This window comes from Chitinophaga fulva, from assembly GCF_012927205.1.
In the GTDB taxonomy this organism is placed as follows: Bacteria; Bacteroidota; Bacteroidia; order Chitinophagales; family Chitinophagaceae; genus Chitinophaga; species Chitinophaga fulva.
On the sequence record NZ_JABBGC010000004.1, the window covers coordinates 408,273 to 430,295 of the forward strand.

Below are 22,023 nucleotides of genomic sequence, written 5' to 3' on the forward strand. Positions count from 1 at the left end.
GCTAACAGCTAAAAGCTAATAACAGATGGCTATCAAAAAAGAAAATCGTCCTAAATCAAATTTTAACAGCATCACCATTAGTCTGGCTTCTCCTGATGTAATTCTGGAGCGTTCATACGGTGAGGTGCTGAAACCTGAAACCATCAACTACCGTACTTACAAGCCGGAACGTGATGGTTTGTTCTGCGAAAGAATATTCGGGCCTGTAAAGGACTACGAATGCTATTGCGGAAAATATAAGCGTATCCGTTATAAAGGTATCGTATGTGACCGCTGTGGTGTGGAAGTAACGGAGAAAAAAGTACGTCGCGAAAGAATGGGCCACATCCGTCTGGTAGTGCCTGTTGTACATATATGGTATTTCAAATCCCTCCCTAACAAGATCGGTTACCTGCTGGGAATGTCTTCCAAAAAGCTGGAAACCATCGTTTACTACGAAAGATACGTAGTAATCCAGGCGGGTGCGAAACAGGAAAAAGGCATGAACTATGGTGACCTGCTCACTGAAGAAGAATACCTCGACATCCTGGATACCCTGCCAAAAGACAATCAGCTGTTGCCGGATGAAGATCCCAACAAGTTCATTGCCAAAATGGGTGCTGAAGCGGTGGAAATGATGCTGGCCCGTATTGATCTGGACAGCCTTTCTTACCAGCTGCGTAACCAGGCTGCTACTGAAACGTCCCAGCAACGTAAAGCGGAAGCGCTGAAACGTCTGAGCGTAGTGGAAGCTTTCCGTGAAGCCAATACCCGCGTAGAAAACCGTCCTGAATGGATGGTCATGCAATATATCCCTGTAGTACCGCCTGAACTGCGTCCGTTAGTGCCGCTGGATGGTGGCCGTTTTGCGTCTTCTGACCTGAACGATCTGTACCGCAGGGTGATCATTCGTAACAACCGTCTGAAACGTCTGATCGAAATTAAAGCACCGGAAGTGATCCTGCGTAACGAAAAACGTATGCTGCAGGAAGCGGTGGATTCCCTGTTCGACAACTCCCGTAAATCCAATGCGGTGAAAGCGGAAGGTGGTCGTGCACTGAAATCCCTCTCCGACGTGCTGAAAGGTAAACAAGGCCGTTTCCGTCAGAACCTCCTCGGTAAACGTGTGGACTACTCCGGTCGTTCCGTTATCGTGGTAGGCCCTGAACTGAAACTGCATGAGTGCGGTCTGCCGAAAGATATGGCTGCCGAGCTGTTCAAACCGTTTATCATCCGTAAGCTGATAGAAAGAGGCATCGTGAAAACCGTGAAATCAGCGAAAAAGCTGGTTGACCGGAAAGAAGCGGTGGTTTGGGACATCCTGGAAAACGTGCTGAAAGGTCACCCGGTATTGTTAAACCGTGCTCCGACCCTGCACCGTCTGTCTATTCAGGCGTTCCAGCCTAAACTGGTGGAAGGTAAAGCGATCCAGTTGCACCCGCTCGTGTGTTCTGCGTTCAACGCCGACTTCGATGGTGACCAGATGGCGGTACACGTGCCGTTGAGCAACGCTGCTATTCTGGAAGCCCAACTGCTGATGCTGTCTTCCCACAACATCCTCAACCCGCAAAACGGTACGCCGATCACCCTGCCTTCTCAGGACATGGTTCTCGGTCTGTATTACATCACCAAGGGTAAGAAAACTATGGGCGATGTAGTGGTAAGAGGTGAAGGCAAAGCGTTCTACTCTGCTGAAGAGGTGATCATTGCACTGAACGAAGACAGAATTGACCTGCACGCTCACATCCGTGTAAAAACAACTGTGAGAACTGCTGAAGGCAACCTGGAAAACAAACTCATAGAAACTACCGTAGGCCGCGTACTGTTCAACCAGTTCGTACCGAAGGAAGCAGGTTATGTAAATGCCCTTCTGACGAAGAAATCACTGCGTGAAATCATCGGTGATATCATCAAATACACAGATATTCCAAAAACTGCCAAATTCCTGGACGACATCAAACAATTAGGTTTCCGCATGGCGTTCCGCGGTGGTCTGTCATTTAACATCAATGACTTGATCATTCCGGAAGTTAAGCAGGAAATGATTGATGCTGCTGCCGGTGAGGTGGATGAAGTTTGGGACAACTATAACATGGGTCTGATCACCAACAACGAACGTTACAACCAGATTATCGATATCTGGTCCCGCGTGGATACGAAGGTGACTGAAACCCTGATCCGTGAGCTGGCAACAGACAAACAGGGCTTCAACTCTGTGTACATGATGCTTGATTCCGGTGCGCGTGGTTCCAAACAGCAGATCAAACAGCTGGCTGGTATCAGGGGTCTGATGGCCAAGCCGCGTAAGAGTGGTTCTACCGGTTCAGAGATCATCGAAAACCCGGTATTGTCCAACTTTAAGGATGGTCTTAACGTATTGGAATACTTCATCTCTACCCACGGTGCCCGTAAGGGTCTTGCGGATACGGCGTTGAAAACGGCGGATGCGGGTTACCTGACCCGTCGTCTGGTGGACGTTGCGCAGGACGTGGTGATCAATGAAGAGGATTGCGGCACCCTGCGTGGTATTGCAACTTCAGCGTTGAAAGACAACGAAGAGGTGATCGAAACACTGTACGACCGTATCCTTGGCCGTACTTCCCTGCACGACGTGTTTGAGCCTCATACCGAGGAGCTGCTGGTGTCTGCTGGTGAACAAATCACCGAGGATATTGCCCATAAAATTGAATCCAGCGCGATCGAAACTGTAGAGATCCGTTCCGTACTGACTTGCGAAAGCCGTCGTGGCGTATGCGTAAGATGTTATGGTAAGAACCTCGCTACCGGTTACACTGCACAGCGTGGTGATGCTGTAGGTATCATCGCTGCACAGTCCATCGGTGAGCCTGGTACACAGTTGACACTGCGTACGTTCCACGTGGGTGGTGTTGCGGGTTCCACTTCCGTTGAATCCGGCCTACTGGCTAAATTTGACGGTACTATCCAGTTCGATGGCTTACGTACTACCACCTACGAAAACAACGAAGGTGAGAAAGTACAGGTGGTTATCGGCCGTACCGGTGAGTTGCGTATCATGGACGTGAAAAATGACCGTCTGCTGGTAACCAACAACATTCCTTACGGTTCTACCCTGCTGGTGAAAGACGGACAGAAAGTGGCGAAAGGTGACCAGATTTGTACCTGGGATCCGTTCAACGCCGTTATCGTGTCTGAAATACCGGGTAACATTCGTTTCGACAGCATCATTGAAGGTATCACCTTCCGTGAAGAAGCGGACGAACAAACCGGTCACCGTGAGAAAGTGGTTATCGAGACCAAAGACAAAAACAAGATCCCGTCTATTTATGTAGATGGTAATAAAGAGGTGAAATCCTACAACCTGCCGGTAGGTTCCCACATTGTGATCTCTGAAGGTGATCATGTGAGAGCTGGTCAGGTAATCGTAAAAATACCGCGTATTATCGGTAAACTGCGAGACATCACCGGTGGTCTGCCACGTGTAACTGAGCTGTTTGAAGCACGTAACCCGAGCAACCCTGCCATCGTTTCTGAAATCGACGGTGTGGTAGCCTTTGGTAACATCAAACGTGGTAACCGTGAGATCATCATCGAAAGCCGTGAAGGTCAGATCAAGAAATACCTCGTGCCTTTGACCCGTCACATCCTGGTACAGGACGGTGACTTCGTGAAGGCCGGTACTTCCCTGTCTGACGGTTCTACTACTCCTGCAGACATCCTGGCTATTAAAGGTCCGTTTGCCGTACAGGAATACCTGGTAAATGAAATCCAGGAAGTATACCGTTTACAGGGTGTAAAGATCAACGACAAACACATCGAGGTGATTGTTCGTCAGATGATGCGCAAAGTAAACATCGAAGATCCTGGAGATACCCGCTTCCTCGAAGGCGATACCGAAGACAGGTTCGACTTCTTCGAAGAGAACGATATGATCTTTGATAAGAAAGTGGTAACCGAAGCTGGTGAATCCGCTGTACTGAAAGCTGGTCAGATCGTGACCCTGCGTCAGGTACGTGAAGAAAACTCCCTGCTGCGCCGCGCCGACAAGAAACTGGTAGAATTCCGTGATGCACAACCGGCTACATCCAGCCCGCTGCTCCAGGGTATTACCAAAGCGTCTCTCGGTACTCGTAGCTGGATTTCCGCTGCGTCCTTCCAGGAAACTACGAAAGTACTGTCTCAGGCAGCGATCAACGGTAAGATCGACGATATGACCGGTCTGAAAGAAAATATCGTTACTGGTCACCTGATCCCTGCTGGTACAGGTCTGCGTGAATTTGAAAACATGATCGTAGGTTCCAAAGAAGAATACGACATCCTGGCATCTTCCAAAGAAGTGTTCCAGTTTGACGAAGAAGAATAACTGTGATGGTCATGATTACTGCTGATTCGCCTGATTTGCGAAGACCGGTAATACCTGATCAGCGTAAATAAAAGAGGAAACCCTCATTGATGAAAATCGATGAGGGTTTCCTCTTTTTTATCTTTGATCGGGCCGGAGAAATGAGTCAGGATAAGATGCAAACGGTAAAATGCAAACGGTAAAATACATCTGGCAAACCAAATCGTGTAGCATACACAAGGTAAAATGTATGTGGTAAAATGCATCAGGGGAATCAGCAGTAATCATGGCCATCACAGTTCTTTTTAGTACTTTACATCCGGTTTTAAAAACGATCCGGAAATTCATGAAAAAACTGCTTATTGTAGTATTGGGATGGCTGATAGTGATGACGGCTTGTAAGAAAAATAGTGATTCTGCCATTCCTGTGACCTCTTCCAGCTTTATGTTTTTTAATGGTGTCCCGGATAAAGCCTATGATATCTGGCTGGACACCACACAAGTAGCTACAGCGGTTACTTTCGGAAAGAACTCTCCCTACCGGTCCATGCGGGCGCAATTGTATACCATGTACATGGTGGACACGAGTGCCCCGGGTAATAAAAGGCGGATCGGGCAAATCAATCTGCGTAATAATCGTTTTTTCTCGGCCTATCTGGGGTATGACTCTGCCAACAAGATACTTGTATTCAATACCCTGGAAGATGACCTGACCGCTCCGAAGCCAGACAGTATGAAACTCCGGATAATAAGCCTCAGCTATGCTTTCAAGTCTAATGGACAGGCTGTGGGTATGGACCTGTTTTCCCAGAACAACAAGATCTTCAGGGGGATTGGATTTACGCAGTTCACCCCGTATGTCACGCTGTTCGGGGACAGCATCTATCATTTTAATTTCCGGCGTACCGACGACACTACCATTATTCCCCACAGGTCTGATTTTGTGGCACGGCCCGGGAAGATCTATACCATGGTGACTGTTGGAAATTTGCTGGATTCGGCCACATTCAAGACTTTCACGATCACCCATAATTAACACGAAAGGGTTGTAACGCAATGGGCTGTAGCAAAAAGCTTCGTTAAAAATGGGAATCCGGATTTGAAAATCCGGTAAAAGCTTTATTTTAGCCCTTCAATTTTAAAACCTTAAAAGGAGTTAAATCTACCTATCAACATGCGCACTTGTAAACAATTCGTGTCAAAAGGATTATTAGCGGCATTAGCAGCCGGTTTATTTATGGCCTGCAATGGCAACAAGGCTGGCAACAATGCGCCTGCTAGCACTCCCGCAGCGGGTACGAACGCTCCGGCAGCGGGTTTCAAAATTGCTTACGTAGACCTGGATTCTCTGGAAGCGCATTTTGAATATTTCAAACAAAGGAAATCCGAGTTGGAGCAAAAGCAGCAGGGGATGGACAATCAGCTGAAAGCCAAAGGCAGGGCTTTACAGGCTGAATATCAGGACCTGCAGCGTAAAGCATCCACGCTCACACAGGAGCAGGGCGAGACGGCACAACGCAGCCTGATGGCCAAACAACAACAGCTGGAGCAGGAAGCGCAGAATATGCGTGCAGAGTATGCCCAAAGCGAAACCAAATTCAACGAAGAACTGCAGAAAAGGCTGGACGATTTCCTGAAATCATTTAATGCAGACAAACGTTATTCTTATATCTTCTCTTACCGTACCGGTCAGAGCAACATTTTGTATGCTGATCCTGCATTTGACGTAACGGCTGATGTGATCAAAGGCATGAATGAAAAAGGCGCTGGAGCACCTGCTGCCAAATAAAGAAAATAACAGGCAAACATTAAAAAATTTGTCTACCTTATAGTCCCGGTTCCCAAAAGAGCCGGGATTTTTAATTTCTACCGTTATATGGACATCAACCAAAACAATTCATTTAAGCCTACGCTTGGCTTATTAGACGCCACCATGATAGTAGCCGGTTCCATGATAGGTTCCGGTATTTTTATTGTCACCGCAGAAATAGCCCGCAGTGTGGGCGGTGCCGGATGGGTAACCGCCATGTGGGTATTGGCAGGTGTAGTGACGCTCATCGCTGCGCTCAGTTACGGTGAATTATCCGGCATGTTCCCCAAAGCTGGCGGACAGTATGTGTATCTGCGGGAGGCCTACAATCCTTTTATCGCCTTTTTATTTGGCTGGACGCAGTTCGGCGTTATCCAGACCGGCACCATCGCTGCTGTGGCTGTGGCTTTCGCCAAATTTACCGCTTACCTGATACCGGGATTTAGCGAGAAAAACATCCTGTTGTCCTTTAATGCCGAGCTAAAGCCGGTATTTCAGATATCCGCTGCGCAGATAGTGGCGATTGTTTCCATCATTCTGCTCACGTATATCAATACACGTGGGGTAAAACATGGCAAAGTGATACAGACCGTGTTTACGATGGCCAAACTGTTATCCCTGTTTGGGTTGATCGTTTTTGGCTTGTTGCTGGGCGCTAAGGCAGAGGTCTGGAATGCCAACTGGCAGGACCCATGGAATCACTTTTCCATGGAAGCGATAAACGGAGAGACCATTATCAAATCCTTGTCAGGACTGGCTTTCTTTGGCGCCATCGCTGTGTCCATGAAAGGGTCTTTATTTTCCAGCGATGCGTGGAATAACGTGACCTTCATTGCCGCAGAGATTAAGAACCCGGCCAAGAATATTAGCCGTTCGCTGTTTCTGGGCACACTGATCGTGACCATTATTTATGTGAGCTGTAACCTGATGTACCTGGCCGTATTGCCACTGCATGATATCGCCTTCGCCGCCAATGACAGGGTGGGAGTAGCAGCCGCGGAGAAGATCTTCGGCGGCATTGGTTCAGGTATTATAGCCGTGATGATCATGATTTCCACTTTCGGTTGCAATAACGGGCTGATCTTATCCGGTGCCCGTATTTACTATACTATGGCGCAGGATGGGCTGTTTTTCCGCAAGGCCGGAGAGCTGAACAAAAACGCTGTGCCTGCCCGTGGGTTGTGGATACAGTGCTTCTGGGCATCATTGCTGTGTCTTACAGGTCGCTACAACGACTTGCTGGCGCTGGTGATATTTGGGGTACTGATTTTTTATGTGCTGACCATCCTGGGTATTTTTATCCTGAGAAAGAAGCGTCCTGATCTGGAAAGGCCTTATAAAGCAATAGGTTACCCGGTGCTGCCGATGATATATGTAGTGGTGGCGCTTTCACTGGCTGCACTGCTGCTGATTTTCGAAACCAACTATACTTTACCTGGTCTGGGGATCATTTTATTGGGTATTCCACTTTATTTTTTGGCTATGCGGAGCAAGGGAAAAGCGCTCTCCTAGCTAAAAAGGACAACAAAAAGGCAAATTTAACACGAACGTTGTATAAGATTTCGGGGCCACTGCGGTTTTATTAGCAGTGGCCCCTCTTAATTTGCACTAAGACAAATGAACGGACTTGTGCAGTTGAAACCCTACTGGATTGCAGAAAACCCTATAGCAAAAAAAGCTAGAAAAAAAATGGCATTGCCACATCACAACGGAGTAAACGCTGCATGCAGCATCAGTTTTTATTGAACTATGAAATGTATGCCCTGGAGTATTTGTTAGACAGTTGTATGTTATTTTATGGACCCTCAAATAATATAAGCCATCGGAGTATTATATATATTTCTACATCTAAAGAAATTACCAGAAAAATATTTATTGCCAACAATGGTGTTCTATGGACATCATTCTCATAGAGTATGAAAAATATCAGGCGATAGAAAGGTATCTCAACCCCAAGATAACCATTAAAAGCCTACACGATTTGCATTCTCGAACATTCACATGACAATCTTTTACAACAAGCGTATGGTCTCTACCATGCGCTTCTTTTTTTATCTAAGGACTTTTTGATTTACGATGTGGGAGATTTCGGGGATCGGGCGAAGAGATAACGAAATATCAAAACCGTAAATCAAAAAATCGTAAATATTTGTCTTTATTTTGCAGCATGTTTACAACTACCTCCAACAGCATATTTGACCGGAGCATACAGGATTACCACCGGTACAATGATGTGCATCAGGCCATCAGCAATCCCTATGAAAAAAGCAGTATCGAGCACTTGCTGTATATGAAAAACTGGATCGACACCGTACAATGGCATCTGGAAGATATTATCCGTGATCCGCAGATCAACCCTGTAGAGGCACTGGATATCAAGCGGTGGATTGACCGTTCGAATCAGGAGCGTACCGATATGGTGGAGTACATTGACAGTTATTTCCTCGACAAATACAAAGACATAAAACCTGCCGCAGATGCGGAAATCAATACCGAGAGCCCGGCATGGGCGATAGACCGGTTGTCTATCCTGGCTTTGAAGATATATCATATGCAGGAAGAGGCTACCCGTGCAGATGCCACACCGGAGCATCGTGAGGCTTGTCAACGTAAGCTTAACATCCTGCTGGAGCAGCGCACTGATCTGAGCACAGCGATAGAGACGCTGCTGGCAGACATTGCAGCGGGCAAAAAATACATGAAAGTGTATAAGCAGATGAAGATGTATAATGATCCTTCACTGAACCCTGTGTTATACAAGGGTGAAAAATAATCGGCTTCCTTGGCAATTACTACCACTATACTGGTCACCCGTTTTTCCGCCCTCGGAGACGTAGCGATGACTGTGCCGGTCATGAAACAGGTACTGGACGAAAACCCGCAGGTCCGGATCATTTTTGTGACCAACAAAAACTGGGGCGCCCTGTGTGCCGGTATTCCCAGGCTGGAATTTTTTCCTGCCGATGTAAAAGGGGAACATAAAGGCGTGCCCGGATTATACCGCCTGTTCCGCAGCATCAGCCGTCAATACCGGATTGATGCTGTAGCAGACCTGCACAATGTGCTGCGGTCCCGGATCGTGCGTACCTTTTTCCGCCTGACCGGCAAGCCGGTAGCCATCATCGACAAGGGACGCGCAGGCAAAAAAGCCCTTACCCGAAAGGAAAACAAGGTGTTGCAGCCGCAAACCAGCACCATTGAGCGTTATGCGATCGTTTTCCGGCAGCTGGGGCTGCGCTGTACCATGGGCACACAGCCTGTTTTTGCACCGCGGCCGCTTCCGGAGCGGGTATTAGCCGTTACAGGCGCCAAAAATACCCGGCAATGGATAGGGCTGGCACCCTTTGCCACTTACCGGGAGAAAATGTATCCGCTGGCAAAAATGGAAATGGCGCTGGCAGCACTGGTAAAAGACGGTACCTATCGTGTATTGCTTTTTGGCGGCGGCAAAGCAGAAGTGGAACAGCTGAATGAGCTGGCAGCACGTTATCCACAGGCTATATCCGTTGCCGGCCGTTTTACCCTGGAGGAGGAACTGGCACTTATCAGCCAGCTGGATTTGATGATCAGCATGGATTCAGCCAATATGCACCTGGCCTCCCTGTATGGGGTACCGGTGGTTTCCATATGGGGCGCCACCCATCCGTATGCCGGGTTTATGGGCTATGGGCAGTCTGAGCAGTATGCTGTGCAGATCACTGATCTGACTTGCCGGCCTTGTTCCGTTTTTGGCAATAAACCCTGCTTCAGAGGAGACCATGCCTGCATGGAATGGATCAAACCGGAACAGATAGCAGAAAAAGTAATAAGTCTTATCCGTTAAGATGCTTTGTTACAGCGGGTTTTGAAGGATATTTTAAAAATATTGCAAGTTTTTTTTGCAGAAATAAAAAAAGTTATACTTTTGCCATCCCAAACAACAAAGTGATTGCCCAATAGTATAATGGTAGTACGACAGATTTTGGTTCTGTTTGTCTTGGTTCGAATCCAGGTTGGGCAACAAAAAAAACGAAAAAACCGCTCATCGAGCGGTTTTTTCGTTTTTGCATTTTAGCATCAGTCAATATGTTTAACTGCTTCTATTAAAGTTTCCTGTTCTCTTTTTCAATTTGCCTATCGCCCCACTGTCTGAGATGATCAATGAACGGAATTAATTCTCCTCCCGTTTCGGTCAGGGAGTATTCTACTTTGGGAGGTACTTCGTGATAGACTTTTCTAATGATTAAATTGTCAGTTTCCAGCTCCCGCAAAGTTTGTGTAAGCATCTTTGTGGTAACATCATAAAGTATCCGTTTGAGGGCGCCGTAGCGCAGTGTCTTATGGTCATGCAAATACCAGAGTATTCTTCCCTTATATTTTCCTCCTATACGCTTGAAAGCATAATCTACCGAACAAGTCGGTAGACAAATTTCTGATTTATTTTCCATGCAACTAATTCATTATCAATATTAGATTCTTTCTGGTGACTAAGGTACAAAAAAGTACATACTTGCCTTAGGGGCGTTAATATTATAATATTGCCTTAAACATTTAAATCGATTTAATAATGGGACTTAAACTAAAGAATAAGGTGATTATTGTTACGGGAGGTTCAAAAGGAATTGGAGCCGGAATAGCAAAAGAACTGGCTTCGGCAGGAGCTAATGTTGTTGTTAATTATGTATCTGGTGAAACTGATGCTAATGCAGTGGTAAATTTCATTCAGTCAAACGGAGGTGTGGCAGTTGCCATTCAGGGTGATGTATCTAAACAAAAGGATGTCCAGCAATTGTTCAGGCAAACAATGAATGAATTCGGGAAAATAGATGGTGTAGTGAATAACGCGGGGGTTTATCTTTTTAACACTATAGAGAACATAACGGAGGAAGAGTTTCATAAGCAATTCGATATTAATGTTCTTGGGACAATATTGACTGTCCAGGAATCGCTGAAGTATTTTAAGGACGGTGGTAATATCATCAATATAGGTTCTATGGGAACAAGGAATGTGGATGCTGGTACTGCTGTTTACACGGCCACAAAAGGAGCTGTTGATGTGCTTACAAGTGTTTTCGCTAAAGAATTGGGAAGCAGAAATATCAGGGTGAACTCCATCATTCCTGGTTTGACGGAAACGGAAGGTGCTCACAAAGTCGGAATATTCGAAAGTGGCCTTAGTCAAAAGATTATAGATAATACCTCTTTAGGCAGATTAGGACAGCCGGCAGATATTGGGAAAGTAGCTGTATTTCTGCTTTCTGATGATGCATATTGGATTACAGGAGAAAAAATTTCTGTTTCAGGAGGCTATTTGATGTAATATTTTAAGATAGCCGGTCATCAGGAACCAGTGAGAAAATTACCTAGTTTTACATCTTCAAAAACGAGGACGCATGAATTTCTACACACGCAAATGGGTAAAACCGGAAGATCTCAATGCGCATGGTACTTTGTTTGGAGGCAGTTTGCTGCGGTGGATCGATGAAGAGGCGGCCATTTATTCCATTATTCAGTTAGGCACGAACCGTTGTGTGACCAAGTACATGTCGGAAATCAATTTTATCAATTCCGCCCGGCAGGGGGATATTGTGGAATTAGGTATTAAGGCGGTACATTTTGGCCGGACATCGCTGACGCTGACCTGTGAGGTACGGAATAAGATCACCCAGAAGAGTATCCTGACCATCGACAAGATCGTGTTTGTCAGTGTGGATGAGAAAGGGCAGCCAGCACCACATGGCAGGACGAAGATCACCTACACCGATGAGCGGCTGCGGGAAGATGAAGCATAAAATAAACGACGTTTCAATAAACTAAAAATGCAGCAGCGGGGGGACCACTGCTGCATTATCTTTTTTATTCCGTTTAAAAAAGAGTGGGTAAACTACAACGGATCAGGCCGGTTAATTATTCGCTCGTGGAGTTCAGCATCAGGCAGGAGGTTTTTCAATCCAATATTCTTTCATGATCACTGCATATGAACTCTGTGAAGCAAAAGTACTGACCTGTAGCGGATCTTCGGCATTTGTAGCATCTACATGCCTACTACAATCTGTTTTTTTACCTATCTACAAAACCTCTACAAGTTGTATTTTTGACGCATGAACCATATCCTAAAAATGAGGGTAGTAATAGTGTTTGTAGCCCTGTTCACCCTACTGACGGCCAGTAGTTTTGCACAAACAGTGCGGGATTCCCTGAAACAGGTATTGCAACAGCCGGGATTAACACCAGAAGAGCAGGTGATGACCCGGATCAGGATGGGAAGGGCATTGGTAGATGGTAGCCGGAAAGATGCCATTGCCAGTACACAAACGGCCTTGCAGATGAGCCGTACACTTAAAGACCGCAAATATGAAGCACTGGCGCATTCTGCGCTGGTATCGCTGGAATATACTGCAGAAGACACCGCCCTGGCTTCACATCATCTGGACAGCGCCTTCCTGTTTGCCCGGGAGTCAGGCGATCAGTTGACACTGGCCAGCGTATGGTACCGTAAAGGATGGCTTGAAAACCGCACCGGCAAGCCGCATGAAGCCGTGAAAAGCTTCCAGGAATCGCTGAAGTTGGGTAAAGGCCTGCCCGGCAACATCTACGAAACCAATGTATATTATAACCTGGCGTCTATTTATGCAGATTGGAATGATACAGAAACCCAGTACCGCTATGCGAAAGCCTGTCTGACTTCCGCCATGACCCGTTCAGACCCGGACGATATCTGCAACGGTTACCAGGCCATGGCCACCAGTTTTGAATACCAGTTTAACGGCGACAACAGCAAACGGGAACTGCTGGATTCTTCCCTTTACTACAACCGTAAAGCCATTGCCATATATGAAACGAATGCGTCCCGTATCAGTTTCCACAGCATGGTTGCCCTGCTGGCACTGAATACTGCCAACCTATATGATCAGTATTTTCCACGTACCTATCGGGACAGTGCACAGCATTACCTGGACATTGCCCTGAAGATTGGTAAGGAAACCGATCAACAGGAAGTGGTGGCCAGTTGCTATGGCATGATGAGCACCTTTGCTATGAACGATGGCAACTACAACCGGGCATCTGACCTGTTGCTGGCGGGACTGTTAGCGTTAAAGACCTATCCCGCTCCGGACAACCGGCTGATGGCCCACCTGATGGAGGCCTTGTCAGACGTGGCGGAGAAGAAGGGGGACCTGCCCAAGGCACTGGAATACGCGAGGGAATACAGCCGGTATTATGCCAAGGCTTTTGATGTAGACCGTATGGCGATTGCCAAAAAGCTGGAGGCTCAATACCAGGCACGGCAAAGAGAGCAGGAGCTGGTAACACTCCAGGAAAAAGCTGCGTTTAACCGTAAACTCAATATTGTATATATCGGATTGATTGTAGCCTGCCTGGTTGCGTTATTGTACCTGTTCCGGTCCTATCACTTCCGTTTACAGTCCACCATTCAGCAACAGAAGCTGCTGGAGAAGGAGAAGCATGACGGCGAATTACTGATACGCCTGAAAGAAGAAGAAGCCCTGCGCCTGCAGCTGGAGAAACAGGAAGCAGAATTGCAGGCCCGTTTACAGACGGAGGAAGCCGCGCGCTTGCAGGCAGAACAACAGCTGATACAAACGCAGAAGGAGCAGTTGCAGAAAGACCTGCTGGCAGGCACTTTACAGGTGGAACAGAAGAATGAACTGCTGGAATCGTTGCAGGAAAAGCTCCGGGAGAAAGCCGTACAGCCCGACCTGGCCAAACAGATCACCCGGATGATTGAGACGCATAAACGGATGGACAAAAACTTTGAGACTACACGGACAGAGTTTGAGAACATTCATCCGGAATTCTTCCGGAAGTTGCAGGAAAAAGCCAGCAACAGCCTTACCAAACTGGATTTGAAGCATTGTTCCTATATTTCGATCGGGTTGTCTACCAAAGAAATTGCCTCCCACCTTGGCGTGGCGCCGAAGAGCATTCTGATGTCGCGGTACCGTATCAAACAAAAGCTGGGACTGGGTAAAGAGGAGGGGCTGGATGCCTATCTGATGGCCTGGAGAGAAAATAACCCGCTGAGTGAAGACGCAGCGGGTTAAAAGAATTGGGGCCGGATGAAACGGGGTCAGGATGAACCTGGGGTTAGGATGAAAATGGGGAATGGATGAATTGGGGTTTGGATGAAAGTTGGGGAATGGATGAAATGTTCGGGCAAGTCTATTGTTGCAGGAAAACAAAACGGTTCTCAAAAAACTTTCCGATTACCGGCACCGGCTTTTGTACACCGCTGTTGGCGTTGATAATACCAAATACCATAAATATCAGCGGCAGCAGGCCCAGTACGGAGAAAACCGCAGACAGCGCGGGGATAATGCTCAACAGAACGCCTGCCGCCACAGACCATAACAGACCTGCTACAGCCAGGCCCAGTGCCTGTTCCAGATGGTAGTTAACAAAAGTGTCTTTGTTCTCCTTATTTTTTACATATGCGATAATCCATCCGATGATCGTAATGTAAGCGACGATAGCCCATTGTTTTGTCTTCATAGTTGCGCTGTTGATTTTTAAAAAATGATAAAAGGATAAAATGGAAACAGCACAAAGGTAGGCCGGGGTAAAATCGTTCCTGCTTTTGTAGATACTACAGTGGGTCTACAGGTGGTACAGAAGGGTATCTACAAAAGATCTACAGTCTGTATAACTATTTAATAATCAATTTATTGTATTGTATATTTTAAAGTGTGTTACCCCATTCTGACAGTTGATTGCAGACAAGTACCAGTGATTTTTCCTCTTTCCTTTTACTAAGGACTTACAATTTTGTTAGTTCCATACAATTAGTTGTAGCTACCGTTGTGGAGATATTTACTATCTAATTTCGCTGGAAAAAGGAGCATATTCCATGAAGAAATTAGCATATATCGGTTGTCTGGGCGTAATTGGCATTATCACAACAGAATTTGGCATTATCGGGATATTGCCGCAGGTAGCTGCCCATTATCAAATTACTATTGACAAGGCAGGCGTGTTGCTGAGTGTTTTTGCGCTGGTCATTGCGTTGACGGGTCCGGTGATGACCCTGCTGACATCGGGGGTGGACCGGAAAAAGGTGATGTTGTGGTCAATGGGGCTGTTCATCCTTTCTACACTGGGATCAGCGATGGCGCCGCCGTTCTGGTTACTGCTGGTGCTACGAATGTTGCCGGCGTTTTTGCAGCCGGTGTATATCTCTAACGCCATTGCTGCGGCAGTGGCGGTCGCGCCACCGAAACAGGCCCATCGTACGATGTCTGTTGTGATGGGGGGCATCAGTATTGCCACCGTGACAACGGTGCCGCTGTCCACATGGCTGGCTGCTCATATCAACTGGCAGAGCGCTTTTATGATGCAGACTTTAGTGAGTATTATAGCGTGTTTGAGTATATGGTTGTTGCTGCCACCTATGCCGGTGAAGGAGAAAAAATCTTATGGTGACCAGCTGAAGATCTTAAAGCGGGGTGATTTCCTGCTTACTTCTTTTATCAATTTTATGATGATTGCCGCCTGGTTCAGTACTTATAGTTATTTCGCCGATTATCTCGGCCAGGAGAAACAGATGAGCGAGACGATGATCAGCAGCATGATGTTGTTGTTTGGGCTCACCGGTGTGGCGGGCAACTGGCTGGCAGGGAAAGTGATCGGTAGTCATATGGCGGCGGTGACACTGTTGTTGCTCAGTGGCACGATCGTGATCCCGTTTGCCCTGGCATGGTGTGGATATGAAGGGGTGCCGGTGATGGGCGTCATCGCTTTGTGGGGACTGTGGTATGCACCTTCCATTCTGGCCGGAGCGGTCAATATGATCTCAGCCGCACCGGATGCGCTGGAATTTGCCAACAGTCTGTCTGTCTCAACGGGAAACCTTGGGGTATCGGTAGGTACCGCCGTGAGCGGCATGGTGATAGCGACACATAGTGTGGCCTATGCGCCATGGGTAGGCATGGCCTTTGGCGTGGTTGCCATAGTGGCGGTATTGCTGCGGACCTTTCTCCGTACACGGACCTCAGCACCGGTATGCGTGGCACAATGATTGTGCCCTCGCCAGTATGAAAAGCTCCATTCTTTCCACATTAGTACGGGCCATTGGCCTGGGTATGGTGTCTGGCATGCGCAGTGCCATGGGACCCGCGTTTGCGAGCCAGTATGCCAACCGTCACCCGTCGCGGCAGCTGAAAGGTAGCCCGTTGGGTTTTATGCAACGGGAAAATGTCATGCGCGGCCTGCAGACCATGGCAGCCGGTGAGATGGTGGTAGACAAAGTGCCTGGCATAAAAGACCGTATCATCCCTGGCGCGCTCGCAGGAAGGGCCGCAGCCGGAGGGCTTGCCGGCGCTACCCTGTACCAGGCCAGCGGAGACAAAGCCTGGCGTGGCGCGTTGGTAGGGGCCATCGCCGCAGTGGCTGCATCTTACGCTTTCTTTTACCTGCGTAAATATGCGGGTAAAAAATACAAAGTGAAAGACGGTTTCGCCGGAGGTATGGAAGATCTCCTGGCAGTAGGCATTGGCGCCGGTTCTACCACCGGGAAATAGATATTCGTATAGTCTTTTAAGTTATAATGCCCGGTAACACCGGGAGAGTTGTACCGTGTTTTGCACACGGATACAGGAACCAGGCCCTGCTGCCCACAACGGTAGCAGGGCTTTTTGATTTTAATTTATATATTTGATGTATTCCTTTCTAGTATTAATTTGAACCAACTGAACCAATCGGAAAATTACTCCTGGGAGCAACTGCAACGCGATCCGGCCGCTTTTGAACGATTTTTTAAAAGTACGGCAGCGGGTTTGTGTGCTTATGCCTTGCGTATTGTAAAGGATAAACAGGCCGCGGAGGACATTGTACAGGATTTTTTTTCGCGCTTATGGCAGAAGCGTAGCCGGATCAGTATCCAGGTCCCTCCCCAACGTTATGCCTACCGGGCTGTACACAATGCCTGTCTGAATTACTTAAGAGATAACCATACTATTTCAAATGACGCACTGCCGGAAAATATGCCGGCGGAAGAAGATGCCATGGAGCAGGAATTGCAGTTACAACATCGTGTACAACAGCTGGAACGGGTGATCGCCGGACTACCGCAACAATGCAGGATCGTATTTGAAAAAGTATGTCTTGAGCAGAAAAAATATAAAGTAGTAGCGGAGGAACTGAGGATATCTGTGTTTACCGTCAGAAACCAGGTGGCGAAAGCGTATGATATATTAAGGAATAATATTCTTTTGGAGCTGATTTGCCTGCTGGTGCTGGATTTGCTGGGGAGATAAAAAAGTTTTCAAAAAAAATCCCTTACCGGCGTAGTACATTCTTAAATTATTCGTGTCATCATTATAACGGTCCTTCATTGATGGAACAGGCAGACATTCACATATTATCAGCAATACTGAGCGGGGAACTTCAACCGGAAGATCCTGTTGTACAGTCGTGGTTGCAGGAAGACCCTGCCAGGGCGGTGCTGCTGGAGGAACCGGAGCAACTGCGCCGGGTAGTGGAGGAGTGGCGTCTGCAGCAGTCTTTCGATACCAGCCGTATGTGGGCACATATTACGCAGGACACCGCACCAACCGTGGTACGGCATCGTCCTTTCCGGATGCTCTGGCGCGCAGCCGCAGCCGTTTTGTTGCTGGCAGCAGGTGCTTATTGGTTCATGCAGCGGACCAAACAAACGGTACCGGCAACGGATGCGCTGGTTGCTGCCACACAGAAGCCTGCCGGCAATTTCGCCATATTACAGGCTGGGGGCGAAGAAGTATCATTGCACGGGAAAGACAGCAGTTTTGTACTGGGAGGCAACCAGGTGAATGTGCACAACGGCCATATGCAGATAGCGACAGGGAAGCCGGAGCAATACACCCTGCGTACGCCACGGGGCGCCAACTACCAGGTACAATTGCCCGATGGCTCCAAAGTCTGGCTGAATGCCCAGTCCAGCATTGCTTATCCTTCCGTTTTTACCGATAGGGAGCGCACTGTGATCGTCACCGGGGAAGTTTATTTTGAAGTGGCAGCCAAAGCGGAACAACCATTTGTGGTGCATGCAGGCGCACAGGAAATAACGGTGCTCGGAACGGCGTTTTGTGTCCGCCATTATGAAGAAGAACAACAGGGGCTTACTACGCTGGTCAGTGGAAAAGTAAAAGTACAGACGACGGCGGGAGAAGATCAGGTGTTACAACCAGGCCAGCAGGCTATTGTGGCCGGTAGTGAACTACACGTAGTACAGGTAGACACTGAAGATTTTACTTCATGGAAAGACGGCTGGATACGTTTCCGTGATAAACCGCTTAAGACCATATTACAGACCATTTCAAGGTGGTATGATATTGATATAAAGGCAGATGAACAACAACTAACAGGACAGTATTTCACTTGTTATATTAATAAAGAACAGGGACTGGGAGAATGTATCCAGTCATTGAATAACAGCACCAACCAATTTTCGTTTTCGTTGCAGGGATCAACCATAACAGTGACAAAAAAATAGACTGCGGGTATTTAGTACTCAACCGATTTTTTATTAACCAAAATTAATAGTGATGAAACTAAAGGGGATACCTATGCCTTTTCGCAAAGGCTGGTCACTGCGTTTCCATGCCGTATTGCTCTGTTCCTGTCTGACTGTTTTCGCAGGAACAACGACCATCAGCGCCCAGTCGCCCAAAGCCACCATTACTTTGTCAATGAAAGACAGAAGTGTGAAAGCTGTTTTGAAAGAGATTCAACAGAAAACCTCCTATGAGTTTTTTTACAGTGATACTGAAGTGGACCTGAACAGGCATATTTCTGTCAACCTGCAACAGGCATCCTTACAGGAAGCCTTGCAGACAGTACTCGGAAAACAGTACAACTGGCGCGTGCAAGGGAAAAATGTGTACATCACCGCCCTGCAGCCAGCCAAAGGCAGTCATCAGGGCGCCACGCCCGAACAACCGGCAGATAACCAGCTGGTGAGTGGTACGGTTACCACCGTCTCCGGTACACCACTGACAGGTGTGACCATCCGGATAAAAGGCACCGCCAACGGCGCTGTAACAGACGGCAGCGGCCACTTTCAATTGTATGCCGGCAAAGGTCAGCAGCTGGACTTTTCTTTCATCGGTTATGACAGCCGGAAGATAAAAACAGATACCTTAAGCGGGCCATTGTATGTAGTGTTGCCTGAAACGCCGCGTGCCCTGAACCAGGTAGTGGTAACCGGTTACAGCAACAAACGCATGGGAGAACTTACCGGAGCCGTATCACAGGTAACCGCAGAAGAGTTGCAAACGACTACCACACAATCCATCTTCGATAATTTACAGGGAAAAGTGGCTGGTATGAACGTATCGCTCAGTGGTGGTAATACCGGTTCCAATACCTCTTCCACCATCGTTATCCGCGGTAAGGGATCTATGGGATATAATGCCACGCAGCCGCTGGTGGTGATTGATGGTATTATCCAGGACTATAGTACAGATACTGACCCATTCAGTAATATTTCTCCTACAGACGTAGCTTCCGTTACTGTACTGAAAGATGCTGCTTCAGCTGCTCTGTATGGATCAAGAGCGGCCAACGGTGTATTGGTGATCACCACCAAACGCGGCGGCGCCGGTGGTGGCACAAAAATAGGCGCCAACGTTACCTACGGCGCCAACAAAGCATCCCTCGGGAAATTCCGCGTGATGAACAGCCGGGAACGTTTTGATTTGCAGCAGCAGATTTACCGGAATCAATATCTGGATGCCAACCCCGGCGCCAGCGATGCTGCGGTAAATGATTATGTACATACCATGGTGCCGGACAGCGTGCTGAAATACAACACTAACTGGAACGACCTATTTCTGCGGACAGGGCAGACACAGGATTACAACGTGTGGATTTCCGGTGGAGACCAGCGTGTGAAATATTATGCTTCCGGAGATTATTTCAATGAGATTGCTCCGCTGATAACAGACAGCTACCGGAAATACAATTTCCGCTTTAATGTGGATTTTCAGGCCACAGAGCGGTTATCGCTTTCTTCCAATGCCAGTATTTCCAATTCCAGTATGAAGTCGGGTGGTTTTTATAATCCCTATAGCGACGCATTTAATATCATGCCGTGGGATACACCTTTTTACAGCGATGGCACGCCCAAAATCGGTGGCCCAAATGAAAAGGGATGGTATAGCGGTGCAAACTTCAGTCCCATGTACGGCAAGGGTTTGAGCGATGCCACCAACAAAGCGACGATTGGTGCTTTCGATCTGACGCTACGTTACAAGCTGACTGACTGGCTTACGTTCAATTCACGGAACCGCTACAGTTTCATTAATATGGACAGGGAGCGTTATGTGAATCCGGCTGACCCGACAAGTTTTTTCAATACCCGGGGCGGTCTGTATTCCTTGTCTCCTGGCAACACTAACAATATTATCACCACCGAGATGATACAGGTGGATAAATCTTTCAACAGGCATCGTATCACTGGCCTGGCGGCATTTGAATTTAACCAGGTGACAGAAAAGAATACGTCTGTTTCTGTGTATGGCCTGAAACCCGGTATACGCGCCATTAACGCAGGAGACCCCAAGACACTGAACTTCAGGAATGAAATCACCGAAACCGCCTATCTGTCCCTGTTCTCAGAACTGAACTATAGCTATGATGGAAAATATTTTGCCACGGCCAGCTTCAGAAGGGATGGCTCTTCCAAGTTCGGGCAAAACAACAAGTATGGTAACTTCTATGCTTTCAGCGGCGCGTGGCAGTTGAGCAAAGAAAACTTCCTGCGTAATGCTAAAAATATAGATCTGTTTAAACTTCGTTTCAGCTACGGTGTTTCCGGAAATGACCTGCCTCTGGGGCCTTACCAGTATCTCTCCCTGTACAGCTATGCGCTAACTGATGAACTGTATGACGGACAGACTACTACCCAACAAAGCGCACAGGGAAACCCCAACCTGCACTGGGAAATGCAGTATACTACCAATATCGGTATCGATGCCGGTTTCTGGGACAGGGTATCCGTTTCCGTGGAGTTGTACAATAAGCTGAATAAAGGGCTGCTGTTGCGTGTTACTCCGCCAGCGACCAGCGGTGGTAACGCCTACTATCAGAACATGGGCCGTATCCGTAATCAGGGTATTGAGGTGACCATGAACACCCGGCAGTTGAAACATACCGCCGTGAAATGGTCTACAGACCTCACTTTCGCGTACAATAACAACAAGGTGCTGGAACTGCAGCCAGGCGCTAATTTGCTGTATGATGGTCAATATACCGGTACCGCGAAGATCGTGGGCAGCCCGATGGAAAGCTACTATATGCCTGTGTATGCCGGTGTAGACGCTAATACAGGAGAGTCCCGCTTTGAAGTCCTGGAGAAAGATGCCAGCGGCAACTTTACCGGAAAGGTTAACTACACCAATAATCCCGGCCAGGCCACCCTGCAGGTATTGGGCAACAGCAATCCCAAATACATTGCCGGCATGTCGAATAATCTCACTTATAAAAACTTTACCCTCAGTGTAATGCTTAGTTATTTCGGCGGTCTTAAGATACTGAACCGTACCCGTGCTGATCTGGACCTGGATGGCGCTGACGTACAGGCCAACAATGCTGCACCTGCATCCGGGCAGGTAAGATGGCAGCATCCCGGCGATATCGCTGATCTGCCGAAAGCTGGTAATAAGGTGGACTACTATTTCCCCACATCAAGATATGTGGAAGACGGCAGTTTCCTGCGGTTGAAGAATGTGCGGTTAGGTTATACCCTCTCTGAGCAGGTGGTGAAGAAACTGGGCGTATCTAAAATCAATGTTTTTGTTTCCGGAGATAATCTGGCCACCTGGACGAAGTTTACCGGTATGGACCCTGAGAACAATTTCGGAGAAGAAAATGCGGGCAAGGTACCTTTTACCAAAAGGTTTCTCGCAGGTATACAGGTAACATTTTAATCTAACAC

General features: G+C 47.6%; 16 protein-coding genes and 1 tRNA gene. 15 read left to right on the top strand and 2 right to left on the bottom strand.

The window, feature by feature from the left end:
• Positions 1-25: 25 nt before the first annotated feature.
• The 7 genes from rpoC (at position 26) to HHL17_RS30180 (ending at position 10,110) form a co-directional block, all read left to right on the top strand.
• A complete protein-coding gene (gene rpoC / locus HHL17_RS30150) occupies positions 26-4,321 on the top strand; it encodes a DNA-directed RNA polymerase subunit beta' (protein ID WP_169228539.1) in 4,296 nt (1,431 codons plus the stop codon).
• Between the two features lie 325 nt (positions 4,322-4,646).
• Positions 4,647-5,336, top strand: coding sequence for a DUF4397 domain-containing protein (locus HHL17_RS30155; protein WP_169228540.1), 690 nt, complete (start codon positions 4,647-4,649; stop codon positions 5,334-5,336).
• Positions 5,337-5,474: 138 nt separating this feature from the next.
• Complete coding sequence (locus tag HHL17_RS30160; RefSeq protein WP_169228541.1) at positions 5,475-6,089, top strand: OmpH family outer membrane protein; 615 nt, start codon at positions 5,475-5,477, stop codon at positions 6,087-6,089.
• Between the two features lie 87 nt (positions 6,090-6,176).
• A complete protein-coding gene (locus HHL17_RS30165; protein WP_169228542.1) occupies positions 6,177-7,622 on the top strand; it encodes an APC family permease in 1,446 nt (481 codons plus the stop codon).
• A 655-nt stretch (positions 7,623-8,277) separates the two neighbouring features.
• Positions 8,278-8,883, top strand: coding sequence for a DUF4254 domain-containing protein (locus tag HHL17_RS30170; RefSeq protein WP_169228543.1), 606 nt, complete (start codon positions 8,278-8,280; stop codon positions 8,881-8,883).
• Positions 8,884-8,892: 9 nt separating this feature from the next.
• Positions 8,893-9,933 carry a glycosyltransferase family 9 protein gene (locus HHL17_RS30175; protein ID WP_206156223.1) on the top strand — a complete coding sequence of 347 codons (1,041 nt, stop codon included), beginning with the start codon at positions 8,893-8,895 and terminating at the stop codon, positions 9,931-9,933.
• 106 nt (positions 9,934-10,039) lie between these two features.
• Positions 10,040-10,110 (top strand) — tRNA-Gln (locus tag HHL17_RS30180).
• An 82-nt stretch (positions 10,111-10,192) separates the two neighbouring features.
• Here HHL17_RS30180 and HHL17_RS30185 read toward each other — a convergent pair.
• Positions 10,193-10,537 (bottom strand): winged helix-turn-helix transcriptional regulator, encoded by a 345-nt coding sequence (locus tag HHL17_RS30185; protein ID WP_169228544.1) that lies wholly within the window; start codon positions 10,535-10,537, stop codon positions 10,193-10,195.
• Positions 10,538-10,656: 119 nt separating this feature from the next.
• Between HHL17_RS30185 and HHL17_RS30190 the strand changes: the two genes are divergently transcribed.
• The 3 genes from HHL17_RS30190 (at position 10,657) to HHL17_RS30200 (ending at position 14,155) form a co-directional block, all read left to right on the top strand.
• Entirely contained in the window at positions 10,657-11,409 is a 753-nt protein-coding gene (locus HHL17_RS30190) for an SDR family NAD(P)-dependent oxidoreductase (RefSeq protein ID WP_169228545.1), read from the top strand.
• A gap of 73 nt (positions 11,410-11,482) precedes the next feature.
• A complete protein-coding gene (locus tag HHL17_RS30195) occupies positions 11,483-11,881 on the top strand; it encodes an acyl-CoA thioesterase (RefSeq protein WP_169228546.1) in 399 nt (132 codons plus the stop codon).
• A gap of 309 nt (positions 11,882-12,190) precedes the next feature.
• Complete coding sequence (locus tag HHL17_RS30200; RefSeq protein ID WP_169228547.1) at positions 12,191-14,155, top strand: LuxR C-terminal-related transcriptional regulator; 1,965 nt, start codon at positions 12,191-12,193, stop codon at positions 14,153-14,155.
• A 118-nt stretch (positions 14,156-14,273) separates the two neighbouring features.
• Here the strand turns inward: HHL17_RS30200 and HHL17_RS30205 are convergent, their stop codons facing one another.
• Positions 14,274-14,603: a DUF4870 domain-containing protein gene (locus tag HHL17_RS30205; protein WP_240976002.1), complete on the bottom strand. Its 330-nt coding sequence runs from the start codon at positions 14,601-14,603 to the stop codon at positions 14,274-14,276.
• Between the two features lie 355 nt (positions 14,604-14,958).
• Between HHL17_RS30205 and HHL17_RS30210 the strand changes: the two genes are divergently transcribed.
• The 5 genes from HHL17_RS30210 (at position 14,959) to HHL17_RS30230 (ending at position 22,015) form a co-directional block, all read left to right on the top strand.
• The gene (locus HHL17_RS30210) at positions 14,959-16,125 is read left to right on the top strand and encodes an MFS transporter (RefSeq protein ID WP_169228548.1); all 1,167 of its coding nucleotides are present in this window, start codon (positions 14,959-14,961) and stop codon (positions 16,123-16,125) included.
• A gap of 16 nt (positions 16,126-16,141) precedes the next feature.
• Complete coding sequence (locus HHL17_RS30215) at positions 16,142-16,627, top strand: DUF4126 family protein (protein ID WP_169228549.1); 486 nt, start codon at positions 16,142-16,144, stop codon at positions 16,625-16,627.
• Positions 16,628-16,786: 159 nt separating this feature from the next.
• Positions 16,787-17,362, top strand: a complete 576-nt coding sequence (locus HHL17_RS30220; protein WP_169228550.1) for an RNA polymerase sigma-70 factor — start codon at positions 16,787-16,789, stop codon at positions 17,360-17,362.
• Between the two features lie 80 nt (positions 17,363-17,442).
• A complete protein-coding gene (locus tag HHL17_RS30225; RefSeq protein ID WP_169228551.1) occupies positions 17,443-18,579 on the top strand; it encodes a FecR family protein in 1,137 nt (378 codons plus the stop codon).
• Between the two features lie 73 nt (positions 18,580-18,652).
• Entirely contained in the window at positions 18,653-22,015 is a 3,363-nt protein-coding gene (locus tag HHL17_RS30230; protein WP_169228552.1) for a SusC/RagA family TonB-linked outer membrane protein, read from the top strand.
• Positions 22,016-22,023: the final 8 nt, after the last annotated feature.